The sequence below is a fragment of the Candidatus Eremiobacteraceae bacterium genome (assembly GCA_035710745.1).
In the GTDB taxonomy this organism is placed as follows: Bacteria; Vulcanimicrobiota; Vulcanimicrobiia; order Eremiobacterales; family Eremiobacteraceae; genus JANWLL01.
Map to the genome: position 1 here is coordinate 34176 of DASTCX010000015.1, position 18484 is coordinate 52659.

19 protein-coding genes and 1 tRNA gene are annotated in these 18484 nt (G+C 62.3%); 8 read left to right on the forward strand and 12 right to left on the reverse strand.

The annotated features are described in order from the left end of the window. Window positions 1-99 precede the first annotated feature (99 nt). Window positions 100-1881, forward strand: coding sequence for a GAF domain-containing protein (locus VFO25_05580; protein ID HET9342363.1), 1782 nt, complete (start codon window positions 100-102; stop codon window positions 1879-1881). Between the two features lie 9 nt (window positions 1882-1890). Here the strand turns inward: VFO25_05580 and VFO25_05585 are convergent, their stop codons facing one another. Next, on the reverse strand, window positions 1891-2370 hold the full coding sequence (locus VFO25_05585) for a c-type cytochrome (GenBank protein ID HET9342364.1): 480 nt from the start codon (window positions 2368-2370) through the stop codon (window positions 1891-1893). Between the two features lie 135 nt (window positions 2371-2505). On the opposite strand from VFO25_05585, the gene VFO25_05590 reads away from it, so the two are divergent. From VFO25_05590 to VFO25_05600, 3 genes are read left to right on the forward strand one after another with little or no spacing between them, the layout of a single operon-like run. Further along, window positions 2506-4068 carry a PQQ-binding-like beta-propeller repeat protein gene (locus VFO25_05590; protein ID HET9342365.1) on the forward strand — a complete coding sequence of 521 codons (1563 nt, stop codon included), beginning with the start codon at window positions 2506-2508 and terminating at the stop codon, window positions 4066-4068. 1 nt (window position 4069) lies between these two features. Continuing rightward, on the forward strand, window positions 4070-4708 hold the full coding sequence (locus VFO25_05595) for a hypothetical protein (protein ID HET9342366.1): 639 nt from the start codon (window positions 4070-4072) through the stop codon (window positions 4706-4708). Window positions 4709-4749: 41 nt separating this feature from the next. Further along, complete coding sequence (locus VFO25_05600) at window positions 4750-5739, forward strand: hypothetical protein (protein ID HET9342367.1); 990 nt, start codon at window positions 4750-4752, stop codon at window positions 5737-5739. Here VFO25_05600 and VFO25_05605 read toward each other — a convergent pair. From VFO25_05605 to VFO25_05615, 3 genes are all read right to left on the reverse strand, one after another. Further along, window positions 5721-6770 carry a PepSY-associated TM helix domain-containing protein gene (locus VFO25_05605; protein HET9342368.1) on the reverse strand — a complete coding sequence of 350 codons (1050 nt, stop codon included), beginning with the start codon at window positions 6768-6770 and terminating at the stop codon, window positions 5721-5723. The genes VFO25_05600 and VFO25_05605 overlap by 19 nt on opposite strands. A 5-nt stretch (window positions 6771-6775) precedes the next feature. Further along, complete coding sequence (locus VFO25_05610; GenBank protein ID HET9342369.1) at window positions 6776-8218, reverse strand: FAD-binding oxidoreductase; 1443 nt, start codon at window positions 8216-8218, stop codon at window positions 6776-6778. A gap of 114 nt (window positions 8219-8332) precedes the next feature. Continuing rightward, window positions 8333-8806 carry a hypothetical protein gene (locus tag VFO25_05615; GenBank protein ID HET9342370.1) on the reverse strand — a complete coding sequence of 158 codons (474 nt, stop codon included), beginning with the start codon at window positions 8804-8806 and terminating at the stop codon, window positions 8333-8335. Window positions 8807-8959: 153 nt separating this feature from the next. Here VFO25_05615 and VFO25_05620 point away from each other — a divergent pair, with 153 nt between their 5' ends. Next, a complete protein-coding gene (locus VFO25_05620; GenBank protein HET9342371.1) occupies window positions 8960-9148 on the forward strand; it encodes a hypothetical protein in 189 nt (62 codons plus the stop codon). 268 nt (window positions 9149-9416) lie between these two features. Here VFO25_05620 and VFO25_05625 read toward each other — a convergent pair whose 3' ends face one another. Continuing rightward, window positions 9417-10304, reverse strand: coding sequence for a sulfite exporter TauE/SafE family protein (locus VFO25_05625; protein ID HET9342372.1), 888 nt, complete (start codon window positions 10302-10304; stop codon window positions 9417-9419). A 645-nt stretch (window positions 10305-10949) separates the two neighbouring features. On the opposite strand from VFO25_05625, the gene VFO25_05630 reads away from it, so the two are divergent. Continuing rightward, a complete protein-coding gene (locus tag VFO25_05630) occupies window positions 10950-11555 on the forward strand; it encodes a cupin domain-containing protein (protein ID HET9342373.1) in 606 nt (201 codons plus the stop codon). A gap of 166 nt (window positions 11556-11721) precedes the next feature. Here VFO25_05630 and VFO25_05635 read toward each other — a convergent pair whose 3' ends face one another. Continuing rightward, window positions 11722-11910 carry a hypothetical protein gene (locus VFO25_05635; protein HET9342374.1) on the reverse strand — a complete coding sequence of 63 codons (189 nt, stop codon included), beginning with the start codon at window positions 11908-11910 and terminating at the stop codon, window positions 11722-11724. A 937-nt stretch (window positions 11911-12847) separates the two neighbouring features. Between VFO25_05635 and VFO25_05640 the strand changes: the two genes are divergently transcribed. Continuing rightward, window positions 12848-12941 (forward strand) — tRNA-Sec (locus tag VFO25_05640). On the opposite strand, the gene VFO25_05645 is transcribed toward VFO25_05640, so the two are convergent. Together VFO25_05645 and VFO25_05650 are read right to left on the reverse strand one after the other, a co-directional pair. Next, a complete protein-coding gene (locus tag VFO25_05645) occupies window positions 12926-13450 on the reverse strand; it encodes a GNAT family protein (GenBank protein ID HET9342375.1) in 525 nt (174 codons plus the stop codon). The genes VFO25_05640 and VFO25_05645 overlap by 16 nt on opposite strands. Next, window positions 13443-13898, reverse strand: a complete 456-nt coding sequence (locus VFO25_05650; protein HET9342376.1) for a GNAT family protein — start codon at window positions 13896-13898, stop codon at window positions 13443-13445. The genes VFO25_05645 and VFO25_05650 overlap by 8 nt, the downstream gene beginning before the upstream one ends. A gap of 36 nt (window positions 13899-13934) precedes the next feature. Here VFO25_05650 and VFO25_05655 point away from each other — a divergent pair, with 36 nt between their 5' ends. Then, window positions 13935-15422: a retropepsin-like aspartic protease gene (locus tag VFO25_05655; protein HET9342377.1), complete on the forward strand. Its 1488-nt coding sequence runs from the start codon at window positions 13935-13937 to the stop codon at window positions 15420-15422. Between the two features lie 57 nt (window positions 15423-15479). On the opposite strand, the gene VFO25_05660 is transcribed toward VFO25_05655, so the two are convergent. The 4 genes from VFO25_05660 to VFO25_05675 are packed head-to-tail and all read right to left on the reverse strand — an operon-like array spanning window position 15480 to window position 18476. After that, window positions 15480-15827 (reverse strand): PilZ domain-containing protein, encoded by a 348-nt coding sequence (locus VFO25_05660; protein HET9342378.1) that lies wholly within the window; start codon window positions 15825-15827, stop codon window positions 15480-15482. Further along, window positions 15828-16778, reverse strand: coding sequence for a Tim44-like domain-containing protein (locus VFO25_05665; protein HET9342379.1), 951 nt, complete (start codon window positions 16776-16778; stop codon window positions 15828-15830). A gap of 28 nt (window positions 16779-16806) precedes the next feature. After that, window positions 16807-17709, reverse strand: coding sequence for a deoxyribonuclease IV (locus tag VFO25_05670; GenBank protein ID HET9342380.1), 903 nt, complete (start codon window positions 17707-17709; stop codon window positions 16807-16809). Continuing rightward, a complete protein-coding gene (locus VFO25_05675; GenBank protein ID HET9342381.1) occupies window positions 17706-18476 on the reverse strand; it encodes a class I SAM-dependent methyltransferase in 771 nt (256 codons plus the stop codon). The genes VFO25_05670 and VFO25_05675 overlap by 4 nt, the downstream gene beginning before the upstream one ends. Window positions 18477-18484: the final 8 nt, after the last annotated feature.

Below are 18484 nucleotides of genomic sequence, written 5' to 3' on the forward strand. Positions count from 1 at the left end.
ACGAGCAAGGAGGCGCCCGCCGTGCACATGAAAGTACGGTTCTCTGTAATCCGCGGCGAGCAAGACGCTCGTCGTGAAGTCGTTAGCGTCGAGGCCCGAATGTCGAACGAAGTTCAGGGAATAGGGCACGCGCGGTCGATAGTCCGCGTTGTCGTCGTCGTCGCGCTGGCGACGTTCGCGCTCGGGTCGACGCTGCCGAATCTCTTCACGGATAGCGTTGGGCTTCCGTTTAGCACGGACGAGCACAACCGGGTTGTGGCCGTTTTTGCGGACAACTCGCCGGTCCGCTTGGGCGACGTCGTCGACTGGCAGGCTTGCGATCTCACCCAGAAGCTGGCCGTGGGCGACCAGTACTTCTTCGAGCCGGGCACGTTCATGTCGATACCGCTCATCCGAGGCAGCCGCCATTTCGTCGCGACGTTTCGCGCGGAGCCGCAACCGTCGGTTATTTGGCTCACCGCCATAAAGCGAGGTAGCGCCACCGTCTTCGTCATTATCGCGGCCGTGTTGCTCCTGCGCAAGCCGAGCAAGATGCTCTGGGGGTTTTTCCTCTACGCGCTCGGCAGCGTGAACGGCGACCCGCTTGCTTTCGAATGGGAACCTATCGGCATCTACGCGGCGCATGCGATGCTCATGTTGGGACTGAGCAATGTCGCCGGGCCGGTCGGGCTCTGGATGTTCGCATCGCGTTTTCCGCAAGATCGAGCGACCGGTTGGCGTACGTACGTCGATAAGGGGATCCTACCTGGCGCCGTGGTGCTGGCGCTCACGGCCATGTTCCCGTTTCTCGCGTCGACGTTTGGCCGGACGTATTGGACCGAGTCGGTGTGGCCCGAAGTCATCGCCCTGACGATCGGGTTACTGTGCATCCTGGATGCCTTCACTCATCTACGAGCTGGCGACCGACAGCGCCTCAAGTGGGTGACGGCGGGGTTCGTCACGTTTTACGTGGCCGATGGCTATTCACTACTCGCAAGCTATCTTCCGTCGGGCGGCTGGCCGACGACATGGTCAAACGCCGGCTGGACCGTCGACGTCCTTTCCGGCGTGCAGATCGTCATCCCGATAACGGTCGCGTATGCCGTGCTCAAGCATCGCGTCCTCGACGTTAACTTCGTCATGAGCCGTGCGCTCGTCTACGGCATCATCACGACGATCGTCATCGGCGTCTTCGCCCTCGTCGACTGGTTCTTCTCGCGATTCCTGGCACAGCGACAGCTCGCGGCGGTCGCCGAGATCATCGCCGCGCTCGGCATGGGTTTCGGCATCAATGGTATGCACCGGCTCATCGATCGCACGATCGACAAGATCCTATTCAGGCGGCGCCACCTCGCCGAGGTTCGCCTAACACGCGCGACATCCGGGATCCATCACGTGACCGAAGCGAGTGCGATCGACGAGACGCTCACGGATGAGCCGGTCGACGCTCTCGGCCTCTCGTCTGCGGCAGTATTCCGTCGATCTCGAGACGGCTCGTTCAAGCGGGCACGAGCTATCGGATGGGAAGGTGGCGCAACGGCTGTCATAACCGCGAATGATTCGCTCGTGCAGAACATCCAGGGCGAGCGCGGGCTCATCAGACTACGCGACGTGCGAAGGCCTGACGCCCAGCTGCCGGACGGTCATGGATCGCCTACGATCGCTGTTCCGTTATTCGTCCGTCACGAGCTTGACGGCTTCGTGCTGTTCGGCTCACACGTCAGTGGCGAGGACTTCGATCCCGTCGAGATCGTCCTGCTCGAGCGGCTCGCGAATGCCGCTGCATCGACGTACGATCACCTCGAAGCGGAGGCGGCCATGGCCGAGGCCGACCGTCTCGGACGCGAGCTCAGCGAAGCGAAATCGGTCATCGCCTCGCTCCGCGCTCAGCCAGCCCTCTGAGGGCCGGAGTCACTTCAGACCGAAAAGCACGTACTGCGCGACGTCGTGGAGATCGCGCTTCGACAGCCGCCAGTGCGGCATGACCTTGTCGAGCGGCTTGCCTTCGTTGTCGGTGCCCGTCGAGATCGCTCGTTCGAGAAGCGCTAGATCATAGGGGTGCTTCTGTTGGACGACGAGCGCATCGTGGCGTAGATCCGCGCTGATGGCGCCGTCCGAGAAATGACGTCCACCCGAACCGTCGGCCCGATGACACGCTTCGCAGCTGTTGAAAAGCGGCGTAGCCTGTGCGACGATCTTCACCCCATCCAGGTCCTTACCGGTGTCGAAGATCGTGCGCCCGTTGGCGATCGAGGAGTACATAAGCGTCGGCCTGGGCATCGGAGTTGCAGCAGAAGCCGGCTTCGACGATTGGCCCGAACAAGCCATGACGATAGTGGAAAGGACGAAAGCCGAAACGACGGCGAAGACGATCGATGCAATCTTGAGCATATCCGGCCTTTCTTCGTGTGCTCGATCCCGCTATAAGCCTTTCAACGAATCCGCGAGCGAAACAGTGCGCCGCTTCGCGCGCGGAACATTCGACGCCGGCGCACAAGGGCAGTTCGTGACGTGAGCTACCGATTCATGAGCGCGCTGATGGCCGCCGCGATCGCCGCTACGACCATGTTATATGCGTGCAGTCAGAAACCCCAGGCGGCGCCGACCAGCACGGCACTGGGGTTCTCCTGGCCGATGTACGACGGCACGTATGCCGGCGACCGGTGGTCGACGCTCGATGCGATCACCGCGGCAAACGCCAAGTCGATGAAAGTCGTTTGTAGTCTAGCGCTCGGCGAGACCGGTGCCTTCCAGGCCGGCCCGGTCATCGTGGCCGACACGATTTACGTCACGTCGATGAACGACACGTATGCGATCGATGCGACGACTTGCCGGCTGAAGTGGAAGTCGGAATACAAGCCGACGGGCCCAGTAGTCTTCAATACGAATCGTGGTGTCGCGTACGATGACGGAACGCTCTTCCGCGATACCGAGGACGCGCACTTGATCGCGCTCGATGCGATCACGGGCGCGACGAAATGGGACGTCAAGGTCGCCGACTCATCGAAAGGCATCTTCCTGAGTTCCGCGCCGATCGTCTGGAACGGCAAGATCTATGCCGGACTCGCCGGCGCCGATTGGGGCGTTCGGGGGCGCATGCTCGCATTCGACGAGACGGACGGCCACACGGTATGGTCGTTCGATCTCATCCCCGAGGGTGCGGAAGCGGGCGCTTCGAGTTGGGGAAGGGCGTCGACCGCAGCCACCGGCGGCGGGTCGACGTGGACGTCGTACGCGCTCGATACGCAGACGAACGAAGTCTTCGTGCCGGTCGGCAACCCGGCGCCGGATTTCTCGGGCGACTATCGGCCCGGCTCGAACCTCTACACCGATTCGCTCGTCGTCCTGGACGCGAACACCGGCGCGCTCAAATGGTACTTTCAGCTCGTGCCGCATGACATCCACGACTACGATCTTGGCGCGCCGCCGATCCTCGTCACGACGAAGGCGAGCAAGCACCTCGCGGTCGTGTCCGGGAAGAACGGCTACCTTTATGCGATCGATCGCGCGACGCACGCGGCCGACTATAAGGTAGCGGTGACGACGATCCGCGGCGAGTCTGCGGCGCCGACGCCGCAAGGCACCCAAGTCTGTCCCGGCTGGACCGGCGGATCCGAATGGAATTCGCCGGCGTACGATAGTGAAGACAACACGATCATCGTCGGAACCGATGACTGGTGCGGCACGTATATGCTGGCACCGCCGCGTTACGTCGCCGGGAAGTACTTCCTCGGCGGTTCCGCGATCCCGGCCCCGTGGCAGCAGGCGCACGGATGGGTGACGGCGATCGATGCGGACAGCGGTAAGGTCGTTTGGAAATACCACACCCCGGGCCCGGCGCTCGCGGCAGTTTCGCCGACGGCAGGCGGTCTGACGTTCACCGGAGACATGGCGGGCAATTTCTACGCGCTCGAGTCGAAGACGGGCCGAGTCATCTATCGTTATAAGACGGCAGGCGCGATCGCCGGCGGCATCGTCGCGTACCAGGAGAACGGGCACGAATACGTCGTTTCGACATCCGGCAACGTGTCGCGGTCCGTGTGGCCGGGCGCGAGCGGCGGCATGCGCATCTACGTGTTCTCGATCTGACGTGCGGCGGTTCGCTCGCGCCGCGGCAGCCGCCGCCTTCCTCTATGCGTGCATGCCTCTCGCGGCCGGTGCGTATGTGCCGTCGCTCTCGGCGGCGCAGCTCAAGTCCGCGATCGACGCAGGTCGCGCCGCCGCCAAATCACATGAGGGCCTTTCAGCGCAGTTCTATACTGCGTTCGCGACGAGGGATGCGCTCGCTGCGTCACCCGATGCGGGCTCGGTCGACGCTGTCGTCGTCGGTACGCCTTTCGAGCGCGTCGAGTATGCTGCATACGTCGCCGGGTTCGAGGGCCGGACCGCGACGGTCGCCGAGATCGCGGACGCGTCAACGCCGCAGACTCTCGACGTCATCGTCTTCGCGCACTCGCGCGATCCGTTGGATCAAGCCTTCTTGGGACATTTCCGCGGTGCGAGACTGACGATCGGGACCGTGAAGCGCAATCCCATATCGATATCGTCCACGCAGCCCGCGAAGGACTTCTTCAATACACCGGTCGGTCGGCAGCTCTTGTGGCTTGGCACCGTCACATATCGCTTTGACCTGCGTGGCGTCGCCGCGGATTCGATCGCGACGTACACGGTATCGGATCCGTACGGTCGTGCATATGAAGTACGCATAGACCTTTCCAAGTATAGATAGGACTCGCGGGAAAACACCGGATGGTCGAGAAACGCCGGGCCATGAAACGCCTGCTGATTGTTCTGTCATTGAGCGCGTGCGCGGCTATCGCGAGCGCCTGCGCGGGTTCGGCCATCGCGCCGACACCGCTGCTGCATCCCGGAGTGGCGCCCGCTCGGATCGGCTCGATCGCCGCTTCGAAGCGCGTCATCTACTATTACCAGACGCAGTATAGCAACAATGTCTACGTCTCGCTCGCGCCGATATGGAAGACGAAGAACCCGAACACCGGCTTGCCGTACACGACGGACGTCATCATCGCGGCGTTTCATCTCGGCTACGACTCGAACAATCAGCCGTATATCCACTTGAACGATAACGTCCCCGGCGACCCGATGTTCGACGTCATGTGGCCCCAGGTGCGCCACCTACGAAGTCTCGGCATCACGACCCGCATGATGCTCGGCGGCGCCGCTCAGGGATCGTACGCCGACCTGTTCTCGAACTGGTCGACGTTCTATCCGATCTTGAAGCAGACGTTGCGACACTATCATCTGAACGGCATCGACCTCGACGTCGAAGAGAACGTCTCGCTCGCGAACATCGAGAAGCTCATCAAGCGGCTGAACACAGACTTCGGACCATCGTTCGACATCACGCTCGCGCCCGTCGCGACGGCGCTGACGAACGGTCCGAACCTGTCCGGCTTCAACTACCCGGCGCTGTACGCGAGTAGCGTCGGCCCCGACATCGCATGGTTCGATACGCAGTTCTATAGCGGCTTCGGCTCGCTCGGAAGTGTCGCCAGCTACGAGAACGTCATCAATTTCGGCTACCCGCCGGACATCATCGTCGCGGGCATGATCGCGAATCCGCAAGACGGCAGCGGCTTCGTCTCGATGACGACGGTCGCGAACACGGTGAGTCAGCTCGTATCGACGTACCCGACCTTCGGCGGCGTCTTCGCGTGGGAGTACTTCAACGCGCTTCCCGGTGGACCGGCGGCGCCGGCTCAGTGGTCGCAGTTGATGGGTCAGGCGATGGGCCTCTGAGGCTCGAGGCGCTTCAGCCACATGAGAAACGCCGTTAGGTAAAGGACCACCGGAGCAAACGCGACCAGGACGTAGACGAAGCGCAAAGCGTAGCCGCCGGCCGATCCGATATGCAGCGGATAGAGCCACATGTACGCGCGCCACGCGAGCGGCCACTTCGTCGCGTCGTTCATCGCGACGACGCGCCCAGTGAATCTATCGACCGAGACGTAGCTCCACCCATATGGATCCGGGTCGCCGGCGACGATCTCTCTGACCACCACCGTCGAGTCGGCAGTCGCCGGCGGATAGACCATAGTGATCGTTCCCGGCAGTGCTTCGTTCGCATCGGCGACCAGTTGATCGAGCAAGAGCGAACGATTGCCGTGAGCCGGCGTGGACGAGCTTTGCGTCACGGGCGGCTCCTGCACGAATACACCCCCGATCCCGCTCGCGATGATGAGCACCAAGAACGCGACGCTGACTATGCCGACGATTTTGTGGATATCGAAGTTCACACGCCATCGGCCGCCTGTCCACTTGACGGAGAATCCACGCGACGGACGCTTCCATCCGGGCCACATGTAGGCGCCCGTGAGCACGAGGAGCAGCGCGACTGATCCGATCGCCGAGTTGATGAGCGAACCCTCGTCGCCCGCGAACAGGTTCGCGTGAAATTCGTAAAGCCGTCCGATCGCTGTCCGGCTGCGTAGCACGCTTCCGACGATGTGCGCTGTGTATGGATCGACGAGCACGTCGAGCCTGCCGCCGTCCGGCTGAGCGAAGCTCACGTCGTATGTGCAACCGCTGTCGCACGACTCGAGGATGTGCGTGACGTGGGAGGCCGGATAAGCCCGATCTGCGGTCGCTAGAATAGCATCGAGGCTCTGCATCTTTGGGCGCGCCTGGACGTGCTTCATCGGGAAGTCGCGGAAATCCGAGATCTGATTTTCGAGAAAGACGAGCGCCGCGCCGGTCGCGCAGATCACGATCAGGTATGCGCCGACGGTGAACCCGAGATACTTGTGGATCGTGAATATCGCTTGCCGCATGCTGCCTACGTCGCCGGCAGCTCGATGCTTTGCGGAAATCGGAAGACGTCGTGCGGGTCGAGCATTTTCTTGATCTGCTGCAATCTCGCATAGTTGCCTGCGAAATAGCGGCGCTGCCAGTCTTTCAAGTCTAGGTCGGCATAGTTCCGATAGCTCCGCTGCGCGGTATGCGGATCGATGGCATCGAAAGCGCTGCGCACCCACGCGTATGCGTCACGCGACGCATCCTGTCGATCCCAGTACGTCTGATATTGGAGCAAGTAGCTCATGTCTCGATGCGGGAAGCTCGTCTTATCCGGTCCGACGTCGTTGGCTGCGCCGCCGAAGCTGTCGAACGAGAGCACGCAGGTCGCCGATCGCGGTGCCGCCTCGAGGATGCCGACGGCGGTCGTAATCGCGGTCGCCGTCAGCGGATCGGCGCCGAAGCTCGACTTGTTCTTCCACGATTGGCGCGGTGACGCCGAGCCGGCGAATGCGTTCACCGCGTCCATGAAGGGCATCGACGTCACGACGAGTTGCGTCGGCTTCGTCTCCTTCGTGAAGGCGGCGACCATTTCTGCGAGCTCTCGCTCGTCGCCGAGGAACTGCCCGGTGAGGTGGACGCTGCGCCCGGCACCCGTTTGCAGCGTCAAGGCGCTCGTAAGGGCGCGGCGATCGTCGTTCGTCCACTCCATCCAACGCCCGAGCAGTGCCTCGACGGTCGACGCTTCCCATTTCCAACGAACGGAGAAGTACCCGACATCAGGCGGAGCCGCGATCGTCTCGAATTCGAAATCGGTGATGACGCCGAAGCTGCCGCCGCCGGCACCGCGAGCGGCCCAGAGGATGTCGGCGCCGCTGCGGTCCGATGCGGAGTCGCGCACGACTCCGTCTTTGTCGACGAGCGTGACGCGTCGCAGCCAGTCGCACGTGAGGCCGAATCGCCGGACGAGCATACCGTAACCGCCCCCGGTGACTAGCCCGGCGATGCCGACGGTTGGGCACGTGCCCGCGGGCAGCGTCCGATTCGATTTCGCGAGCACGCGGTACAGATCGCCGAGCTGCGCACCGGCACCGACGGTCGCTCGCCTCCCGTCGGCGTGCAGCGTGACGCCGTCGTGGCCGCTTAGATCGATGACGAAACCGTGGTCGTTGAGCGAGTAGCCCTCGTAGTCATGGCCTCCGCTGCGGATGGCCACCGCTTTGTCGTGATCGGTCGCCCACCGAATGCTTTGGACGACGTCGTCGCGCGTGTCGCAATAGGCGATCACATCGGGCGTAAAAGCGAGCCTCGCGTTTTTATCGGCGCGTGCGGCATCGTAGTCAAGGTCACCGGGGCGGACGACTCGACCGCCTGGTGCTCCCGGCGAGCACGCGGTGACGGCAGGATAGGTCATGCAAAGCACGCCCGTGCCGATGAAGCCTAAGAATTCACCGCGTCCTAAGGCGCGCCGTCCTCTGGCCAGCATGTTGTAGCGATTTCGTTTCGACGGCGCTCAGTCGCTGACCCACGCCCTAGCAGACCTCCAAGAAAAGAGAAACGGCGGGCTCGGAATCCCGCCGTTCATTTTCGATCTTCGTTCTTACGGACGAGCGATGTGCCAGATACCTCCGAATGCGTCTAGGTTGTCGCCGTTCGTCTGGCCGGGAGCACCATCTCCCGTGAACGTGTAAAGCGGACGTCCTTTGTAGGCGAGCTGGCTGCGACCGTCTTGGCGGGCGATCGCGGAGTACGGAGACGGCAGGTTGCCCGACGGTGCGATGAGCGGCGGCCAGTTCTGCGAGCATTGGCCGTTGCATGAAGACTGGCCCGGCGATTGGAGGTCGAGGTCGAAGACGTAGACGGTGAAGTTCGCGTTATTGACGAGACCCGGAGCGCCCTTGAGCGTCATCGTCGAAAGGGGCACGCTTTGAGGGCTCGGACTCGGGTTCGGATTATTGACGGGTCCCCCATAGAGGGCCGACGATCCGCTGCCACCACCACCGCATCCGGCGAGAAGCGCGGCTGCGACAGCGATCGCGGTCAGGGTTGAAGTCAGCGGAGCGAATTTGGGCATGTTGGTCACGTTTGTCTCCTTGATGAACGGCAACGTGACCACAATACGGCTTAGCACTGAAACGCCTGTGAAGCGACGTGCGATGCGCTTCAGTCCTGTTTCAGTGCGCGCGGCCTCGCGGGTCTCAGCGCGATTCCTCTCGAACGACGTTTCATGCATTTAGAGCCCGCGGACCGCACGGCCGCCATAATGGGTATCATCTTCGCCCTTTGGTTCATGGGGCTGCTCTATCTATTGGTCAATGCGATGTGGATCGCGATCGCGCCGGCGGTCGTCGTCGGCATCATCATCTTGTTCGTCGCGCGCTCGAAGAGCCGCGGTGGGCCGATGATGCGCCCTTAGAACCACCGAACACGTAGATCGGGTTACGGATCTTCGAATAGAGGCCGGTCGTGACGAGAGCCGTCGCTCGCGCTTTGCCGCTGAACGACATGCCGGCCTGGAGCCGCGCGAGTGCCCAGAGGCAAAAAGCGGGCACCATGATCGAGAGCCCTATGAGCTGGTGGACCTTCCACCTGCGGTCGAACTCGCCGACAAGCGCGACATAGAGACCGATGCCGATCACGGCGACCAACACGACGGTCAGCCAGGTCCTCACGATTTACACTGGTTAAGTCGTTGAATGCCCGATGACCTTGGTCCCACCGGTCACGATTTTCGCTGAGCGCAGCATCGCAACAGCCGTGTATGTCACGACGATCACCACGAGCCATCGCAGCGTCGTCAAGGGCAAGGATTTCACGAGAAACGCCGCGATGAGCACCGCGGGAACGCCGGCGAGCGCCAAACCTAGCGATGCGCGCAGCGCATAGCGATCGAACTTGATGAAGCGCGTGCTCGCGACCGGCATGAGGAATGCCGTTGATGACATCATGATCGGGAACGCGGCGATCGGGTTCATCCCGAGCAGGCTCACGACGATCATGCACGGCGCGAATAACCCGATGCCGAGCGTCATGAGCGCACCCAGGCAGAAATTCGCGCCCACCGCACTCCACAGTCGGACGCCATCCAACCCGAGCGCGGTGCCACCGCCGGGGAATAGCTTTAAGTTGCTCAGAGTGAATAAGGTGGCCGCCACGAGCAAGGCTGTACCCATTCCGACTTGGATATTTCGACGTGGCCAGTGTGCGACGACGCCGGAGCCGAGCCACGCGCCGGCGACCGCAGCGGCGATCAAGAGCACGAGCGTCGTGGGATCCACGTTGACGATCGAGATGAAGATGAACGCTTCGATAACGCCCGGTATGGTAAGGCCGACGTTGAGCGTGCCGGGGATGTTCTCATCCGGAACGACATGCCACAACTTGAACAGGGACGTGGTCGTGGCGAACGACCCGATACCCAGCGCATCGAAGAAGTTCGTCACGAATCCGATCGCGAGTTCTTTCGCGCTTGGGAAACCAGGCTTTCGATTACGGGCCGCCGCCACCCAAATCGCGATGAAGGCGACTGCGAAAATACCCAAGATCGCGAGCAATAGCTTCGAGATCGCCATCGGAGCCTCTGTTTAGACTTTCAGCGTCGCTTTGGTGGCGTTTGTTCGCCTGTTGTCACACGCTCGAGCATATACTCCTCCTTGAGCCCGTTGGTTTACGGGCCTGTCGGCGCGGGAGCCAGCATGAGCGCGGGACCATCGAAACAACGCTGCGGGGTTTGTGGGGAGCGGCGCCCATCCGTCCGCATCGAGGGTGAGCTGATATGCCTCGAGTGTGCCGCCCGTTTGGGGCTTGTCGAGAAGCCGACCGACTCCTCAGATGCTGAAGGGGTGCCGGAGGAATGAGCGTCCGCTAAATCCGCATCGCTTCTTCGACCGCCCGATCTTCCGACCAAGATGCGCCGACTGCGGCATGCGTCTGGATCTCAGCGTCGCCAATAAGGACCAGTCGTATGGTGACTTTAGCCCACGCCGCCCCGTCTTGTACATTCCCGAACAATGTGGGCAGAATGCGGCCAAAAAACTTGCGCACCGTATCATTGCAGGACGCGCAAAGCTTTATGGCATAAGGCTGGGACCCGTTACAGGAGAAGCCCGCGGCCGACAGCTGCTAGTCTTCAAATTTGTGCGTGATTCCGTCAATTGGCGCGCTCTCGTTCGCGTCGGAGCAGACTAGGCTAAATGCTACGATGGAGGATAGGCGGCATGAGGAACCTCGATCGGACTTGGTTTGCGGTTCTCGTGATCTCGCAGCTCGTCGGATGCTCTCACGGCTCCACCGACTATCGAGGGGGTTTCGCCGCGCAAGCGGGTGCCGCGGAGGCGACCACTTCGGAGCGTCCCCTCATCATCGCTGAAGCGGCAGGCGAGGTCCGTCATTGGCGACCATTGACCGGCATGCCGGTAAAGCGAACGCTCAGCTCATTCACTATTAAGATCGACGAGAAGAACGGAGGCTCGCCCGGTCTTTGGGTCGGAACCTCGAGCATGCCGGTCGGCGGAGCAATACGGCTGCACCGGCATCTCCACGAAGACGAGGTGTTGTACATCAGATCGGGCACCGCACACGTGCGGGTAGGCAGCCTTCAAGGCAATGCGGGTGCCGGAGCGCTGGTTTTCATTCCGAGAAATACGTGGGTGTCGGTGAATAACGTCGGCAAGACGCCAGTCTTCTTGTTGTTCGAATTCAACGCCCCCGGTTTTGATCGCTACATGCGATGCGAATCGGTACCGGCGGGCGAGCTCGTGATGCCGGTAGGCCCATCTGAAGACAAACGTTGTGCGCAGCTCGGAGATGTCGAGTATCGTTGAGGTTTGTTCCGGCACTCGCGGGCATATTGGATTCAGCACGGCAGTCCGCCAAACTCCGCAATGGCGCAAAGCCCGTCAAATGGCGCGTTCCGTCGTTACGAGAGAAGTCTGGGGCTGGTGCCGATCCAGCACAACGTCAGCGCCGATAAGACGGACAACCTCTCCGCTAATGATCCTCGAGTAGCCGCTCTTTCGTGGTCGGGATCCGTTCGACGTCCTCGGGGTCGAAATTGTGATCCCTGAGATCGCCCTCGTGCAGGTAGCGCACGACCACCGTCCTTATCTTCTGTTCGATTACTGTGCCCTCGAGCCGGAGCTTCGTGATATAGACCTTGTCGCCGCGTCGGTATTTCATGACGTTACGGCTCTTTCGTCGGCGACGAAGTCACCTTCGGTCCGGGTCCGCTTGCGGGTTTTTCGGATACCTTCAAGGCCGAAGCGGATGGGTCGCATTTTGATGTCATCTCCACTGTGTATGGTCGCTAGAGTGAGGCTGCCCTCACGGAAGAAGCTATTCGGGCCCAGACGTTCCCGCCTCAAACGCGCAAGCGCCTTCGAGCGATTGCGCTGCCGGCCACTGCTGTCTAATGCCGTCTAGTATCGCTGAGTGCATTAGCAATCCATTAGCAGAACGCCGATTCTCGGCCTTTTCGCGCTACTGCGGGGGAAGGCACGAATACCCAGCGCGAAACCGATTGGGAGTACCTCGCTTCCCTTCGCTGTTACCCACCAGGAACAGGGACTACCTCGCAGTCTTCCGAGTCGACAACCGCATTCGTGTTGAGGACCGGCCAATACGCGTCCTTTGGGCCTTCGATAAAGATGGTAAGCCGGCGAGCCCACCCCTCGCGCATCCATCGAACGTCGGGGACCTGAGCAGCTGACGGCAACGAGGCGAAGCGAGAATACGTCTTCGCGAGGCGCAGCCGCGCTGGCGTACTTGGCGACGCGAAGAGCTCGATCTCACGGCGGCTCTCCGGGGAGACGTGCTGTGCGTCGAACGCCTCGTTTGTCGCCGGAAACATCTCGTCATAGATCCAGCATGTCGACGGAGAAGGCTCTGGGCTGGGTGATGGAGTGTTTGACGCGCTTGCGCTCTGGTGCCCACACCCCGCAGCGAAGACGGCGATCAGGAGCGCCCAAATGGTCGGCAGCCATGTCGATTTGGTTCTTGTGCCGCTTGGTATCGCCAATAGCATTAGCAATCCATTAGCAAGTCGCCATTTCCCAGCCTTTTCGTCGACTCACGGGATTCGCGGAAAGCCCCGTCAAATGGCGCGTTCCGCGTTTACGGGAGAAGTCTGGGGCTGGTGCTCCTGCTGGTCTTCAAAACCAGTTGGTCTTCGCAAGGGGACTGGTAGGTTCGATTCCTATCTTCTCCCGCCACGTTTGGCAATCCAATCGCGCTTCAGGATCGCCATCCATACAAGGTCGCGCCACGAGCCTTCGTGATGGATATAGCGTCGCAGCAGAGCCTCGCGTGTGAAACCGCACTTCTCATAGACATGAATCGCGGCCGCGTTGTCCGGATAGGCGCCGAGCTCGACACGGTGCGTTCCCAGCGTGACGAACGCGACCTCGCACATCTTCTCGACGGCAAAAGTACCCGCTCCGCGTCCGCGCTCTTCGGGATCAAAAATCGCGATCGCGAGTTCGAGTCCGGCGTACTGCGGCTTCCATAGCCGGCACGTGCCGATGACCCGCTCTCCTCGCATGATCGCGTAGCGACGCATCCCTTTAGGATTTATCGCCGACATCGGACGTGGAAGATGCCAGCGCGTCGACGGCGCCGCCGCGCCTGAATTGAACCCGTCTTGCAGGGCCGCGGCATGCTTGGATCCCGGGTGCTCGAGGCGGACGCCGTCCGGGCCCCCCGTCAGTGTCACTCTAGCCACCGACGAGCACGCTCATGATGACGGCATCGCGATACGCATTGCTCTCGAGAAGCACTTCGCGGAGCACGCCTTCTTGCTGGAATCCCGCTTTGCGATGCGCGCTTATCGAACTCGATGCTGCCGCGTCGACGAGCGCCTCGATCCGCTGGACCGGCATGGCGTGGGGCAACCCGCGGCAGATCACGCGAAGCGCGTCGGCGGCAGACCCGTCAGCGTAGCGGACGTCATCGACGAAGCCGATCGCGACCGCCGCATGCGGCCCGTCGACGAGCACGCCGAGAACGCCGAGGTCGACCCCGTCGAGCGCCTGGATGACGAACCCCCACGCTTGCGGATCGATCGCGAGCCGGCACCGCTTGAAGAACGGCACATCCTCGGCCTCGAGCGCGCGCAGGCGCGTCTTCTTGCCGACGAGCCACGTCGGCGCCAACATGACGTACCTTTTCATAGAGCGTCCGAACGCTCTCCATCGAACTCGTCGCTCATGCTCATCGCCCTCGTCGCGGCGCTTCTCGCGAACACGGCGTCACCCACGCCGACGATCGCCGAACTCGCGAAACTCCATCGCCAGGCGATGGGGCCAATGCCGGCGTCGACCGCGCGTTGGACGGGATCGATCACGCGCGGCGATGTCGTCCAGCCGTTCACGGTCAACGCGGATTCAACCGGCCGCTATCGCGGCTCCTGGCAGACCGCTCTCGGCTCGACGCTCGTCGGCTCCGATGGCACTGTCGATTGGACGCAAGATGAGTCGGGCGCGGTCGAGTCGCAGCCGTCGAACCATAGCTTCTCGCTCGGCTACGAAATCGCGCGTCTCGATGCCTACGATTTCTCCGATAAGCACGCGACCGTCAGCGGTCCGTCGGCGCTCGACGATCGTCAAGTCTACGCGTTGAAGATCGCCGATCCAGACAATCCGATGACGCTCTACATCGACGCGAAGACGTATCTAGTCGACGGCGCCGATACGTCCAACTCGACGATCCGCTACCGGACGCACAAGCGCTTCAACGGGTTCGAGGTGCCGACGCAGATCGATGATACGTCGGGCGATCAGACGACGACGCGCACGATCGACAGCGTCACCTTCGGCGTCGACGTCGCGCGTCTGTTCGCGCCGCCTGCTTCGCGCGAACCTGCGTTCCCAAAGGGGTCGACCGACGTCTCGCTCACGTTCGACGATCGACTTCCGCCGTTCATCCTTATCCCCGTGTCGATCGACGGCAAGACCGTCCACATGCTTATCGACTCGGGAAGCTCGACGTCGGTCATCGACGCCGATGTGGCAAAGCGACTCGGCCTGCCGACAGCCGGCGTCGCACAGATAGAAGGCGCGAACCTCATCACCGGCACGTACGCGCGTGCCGATACGCTTGACGTCGGCGGTATTGAATTCGATCCATTCATCTTAGAAGCCGTGCCGCTCGACCTTCCGCAGCCGCTCAAGCGCGACGGCATCGACGGCGTCCTCGGCTACGATTTCCTCGAGCATGTCGTCGCTCGGATCGCGTACTATCCGCGCGAACTCCAGCTCATCCAACCGTCCGCGTTCACGTACAGCGGCACGGGCGCAGTCATGAGCATCGACCTCACTCGTCGGGTGCCGACCGTGACGGCGGCGATGAGCGGCAACGACAGCGCGACCTTCACCGTCGATACGGGCACCGATCAAGGCCTCGTGCTCTACGACACCTTTGCGAATTCGCACCCGAAGGATTTCACGCACTCGCTCGACATCCACCCGAACGAGTCGGCAGGCGTCGGCGGAGAAGTGGCGGCACGGTCTGTCCTCGTCGTCCAGATAAGTCTCGGTCAGTTCACCGTGAACGACGTGCAGGCCATGGTTCTCCTCAGATCCACTGGCGCGTTCGCGCCCGGTCTGTCGGATGGCTTGCTGGGCGGAGGTCTCCTCCAAGCGTTCCGCGCGGTGTTCCTCGACTACCGCGGGAAGCGGTTGATCCTGGAGAAATGAGGCAAGGCCGCGACGGTCGACCGTAACGGTCGACCGCTCCATCGTCTTCTAAAAGCGTTACGTCCTATTGGAGCGGGCTTCGAAGAATTCGCCCAGCCGATCGAGCTCTTCGTCCGTCAGCGAGACGAACACGACGCCGAATTCGCCGAGATCGCTCGAATGGACAAGCGATGCTTCGATCCGCATCGACATGTCGGCGGCGATCGGCAAGTCGATGAACAACCGGCTTCCCGCCGCTAGACGCTCGTCGAGCAATAAGAGCACGCCGCCAAGGCTGATGTTGTCGACGGTCGCAGCGAACGCGCGACCGGTGACCGCGTCGTACACGGTCACCGGCATCGATATGTTGAAACGAGGGGCTCGCCGCCGGTCGTCGGTGGGCGGCGTCGCGAAATCCGGGGCCATCTACGGTTGCTCGATCGTGTCGACGACCCAATCCGACGATGTCGAATGGGCGAACGCGCCGCAGTAGTCGCAGCGGCCATTCGTCAACTTGAGCGGCGCGCCGCACGATTGACAGGTCGTCGCAAGCGTCGTGTCGCCGGCCGACGAATGCACGCCCGCTTTCCTGATGAAGGTCCAGAACTCGGTGAACGTCTGGCGGAATTGGTTGCCGCTGACGACTTGGCGCGTGTTCTCGTCGACCGTGTAGTCCGTCATGCTCGCGGTGAACGCGACGACGATCGAGTCGTAGGCGTTGCCGGCACTCGCGCTCATGATGTGCGCGTTGCCGATGACGATGTTCTCGAGGACGTCGACTTGATGATTCGCGATCAGCTGATCCGTCTGCATCTTGTGGCGCTCGTACAGCGCATCGCTCATGCACTCGCGCGCGAGGTCCTGATTGCGGGCGGCCCATGCCTGCTGGACCTTGAAGAACGACGTCTGCGCGCGATCGAGAAAGGCGCGCTCGTCGAAATTCGGATCTTTCGCCTTGATCGCAGCGATGCCGTCTTTCGCATCTGCTTCGTCGAAATGGCGCGAGGGGATCGCGGGCGCTTCGGTCGGCGCCCAGCCTGGCTGCGGTGGATCTGATTCCATGATATCGCCGACGAGCGTCGTGCCGCCGCCGAACCCGCCGCGCATGCCGCGCGCACCGCGCCGCATCTGTCGGAACACGTAGAGCACGACGAATAGCGCGATGAGGCCGCCCCAGCTGCCGTGTGTGAAGAACAGCAGCGGCACGAGGCCCCACAGCCCGTCACCGCCATCGCCGCCAAAATCGCCTCCGCCACCACCGCCGCCGTAGCTTTGACCGCCGCCGGCGCGCGCCAACGCGATGGCAGGCGCGATCAAAAACGGCAGCGCGATGAACGCGGCCTGCGATCTGATGTAGAGACGTGTCGGGTGCTTCATGCTCCAGTTTCTCACGCGCGACTTCGCGTCAGTGGCGTTTCCTACCGCCCTTCGCGCCGGAAAGTTCCGCCTTAACACGCTTTGACGGCGCGGCCGTCCCGCTGCCCGCGAAGCGCCGAATCGCTGCGACATTCTTCTTGTCGTGTGAGGATTCGGGCGTCTCACAAATGGCCGCCACGTGTTGGAAACCGGGCGCCGTGAGGATCGCCTTGAAACCGGAGGGCCCGATATTCCCTTCGCCGATGTGCCAGTGAAGGTCGCGTTTCGCCCCGAGCTCGACGCGCGTGTCGTTCGTATGCAATGCGCGAACGCGCTTGAGGCCGATGTGTTTCTTCACCTCGCGCACGAACGCATCGACACCTTTTTGCGACGCGATGTCGTAGCCGCTCGCCCACGAGTGAGCTGTGTCGAGACACACGCCGACGCGCGGCGATCCGACCGCGCGCAATATCTCGCCTAGCTCATCGATGCGTCCGCCGCATGCGTTACCCGCACCGGCCGAATTCTCCAACAATAACATCGGGCCGGCTGATGCGCTCGCGATGAGCGTCTTGAGCGTCGCGACAACGCGCTCGAAACCGGCCTCGCGGTCTTCGGTACCGTAGCTGCCGAGGTGCGTGTTGACGTACTCGATGCCTGCGCGCGACGCGAGCTCGAGGTCGTGAGCGACGAGGATCGTGCTCAACCGCTGCAATTCTTTTTTCGACGTGACGAGGTTGACCAGGTACGACGTGTGTATGACGGTCGGTTTGATGTCGTGCTTCTTGCGAAGCGCTTTGAACTCGTCCCATGCGGCGGCGTCGTACGGCGTACGCCGAAACGCACGCGGGTTGCCGGCGAAGATCTGGATCGTGTCGCAACCTTTCTCGAGCGCCTCGGCGACGGTCGCTTTGAAGCCCTTGCCGATGCCGACGTGTACGCCGAATCTCATGCGCGGCGCTTTCTGCGACCGAGGTATAGATACTCTTTCCCTTTGACGGAGAACGCGCCGGTCGGTGCCCCGTGTTCGAGCAACTTTCGCAAAGCCGCGAGATACGCTGGCCGCCTCTCGCCGAGCGCGATGCGAAGCGTTTCGCGCGAACTCTCGTAGCCGACGAACGAGTCGATCGTGAACGGCAACGTGGTCTCGGACTCGCGCCGCTCTCGATCGACGAGCCCGCACCCTTTCCACCACTCGCGCAAACTGGCCGACGAAGCGGTCCAAACGACGTTCGGATCCTGACCGGACCACGACCGCTCGAGGTCGTCCGCCGCCTTCACGAACGGATCCGAGGCATCGTAGTGCTTCCAATATTGCGCGTGGGCGCCGCCAGGCACGAGCACGCGTGCGATTTCGCTGAGCACCCGAGGTCCGTCAAACCAATGGAATGCTTGCCCGCACGTCACGAGCGCGAAGGACGCGTCAGAGAACGGCAGCGCTTCGGCGCGGCCTTCGTAGAACGTCGCGCCGGACAAGCCGGCGTGTCTCGCGACGTCGAGCATGTTCGGAGCGATGTCGATGCCGGTGACCGCGACGCCGCGAGCGACAAGGCCGCGCGTCGAAAGCCCCGTGCCGCAGGCGAGATCGAGCGCGCGCCGCTCGTGCAAAGGTCCGGCGTACGCGAGGATCGCGTCGAACAGCGCATCGGAATACGACGTCCGATAGCGTTCGTATTCGGCCGCGAGCGTGTCGAAGTCGGACCGGTACTGCAGTGTCAAAGGGGTCC

Bases quoted from the DNA above. Each gene is read 5' to 3' on its own strand.
- VFO25_05580 (HET9342363.1), top strand. From the start codon at position 100: ATGTCGAACGAAGTTCAGGGAATAGGGCACGCGCGGTCGATAGTCCGC.
- VFO25_05585 (HET9342364.1), bottom strand. From the start codon at position 2,370: ATGCTCAAGATTGCATCGATCGTCTTCGCCGTCGTTTCGGCTTTCGTC.
- VFO25_05590 (HET9342365.1), top strand. From the start codon at position 2,506: ATGAGCGCGCTGATGGCCGCCGCGATCGCCGCTACGACCATGTTATAT.
- VFO25_05600 (HET9342367.1), top strand. From the start codon at position 4,750: ATGAAACGCCTGCTGATTGTTCTGTCATTGAGCGCGTGCGCGGCTATC.
- VFO25_05605 (HET9342368.1), bottom strand. From the start codon at position 6,770: ATGCGGCAAGCGATATTCACGATCCACAAGTATCTCGGGTTCACCGTC.
- VFO25_05610 (HET9342369.1), bottom strand. From the start codon at position 8,218: ATGCTGGCCAGAGGACGGCGCGCCTTAGGACGCGGTGAATTCTTAGGC.
- VFO25_05615 (HET9342370.1), bottom strand. From the start codon at position 8,806: ATGCCCAAATTCGCTCCGCTGACTTCAACCCTGACCGCGATCGCTGTC.
- VFO25_05620 (HET9342371.1), top strand. From the start codon at position 8,960: ATGCATTTAGAGCCCGCGGACCGCACGGCCGCCATAATGGGTATCATC.
- VFO25_05625 (HET9342372.1), bottom strand. From the start codon at position 10,304: ATGGCGATCTCGAAGCTATTGCTCGCGATCTTGGGTATTTTCGCAGTC.
- VFO25_05630 (HET9342373.1), top strand. From the start codon at position 10,950: ATGAGGAACCTCGATCGGACTTGGTTTGCGGTTCTCGTGATCTCGCAG.
- VFO25_05635 (HET9342374.1), bottom strand. From the start codon at position 11,910: ATGAAATACCGACGCGGCGACAAGGTCTATATCACGAAGCTCCGGCTC.
- VFO25_05650 (HET9342376.1), bottom strand. From the start codon at position 13,898: ATGAAAAGGTACGTCATGTTGGCGCCGACGTGGCTCGTCGGCAAGAAG.
- VFO25_05655 (HET9342377.1), top strand. From the start codon at position 13,935: ATGCTCATCGCCCTCGTCGCGGCGCTTCTCGCGAACACGGCGTCACCC.
- VFO25_05660 (HET9342378.1), bottom strand. From the start codon at position 15,827: ATGGCCCCGGATTTCGCGACGCCGCCCACCGACGACCGGCGGCGAGCC.
- VFO25_05665 (HET9342379.1), bottom strand. From the start codon at position 16,778: ATGAAGCACCCGACACGTCTCTACATCAGATCGCAGGCCGCGTTCATC.
- VFO25_05670 (HET9342380.1), bottom strand. From the start codon at position 17,709: ATGAGATTCGGCGTACACGTCGGCATCGGCAAGGGCTTCAAAGCGACC.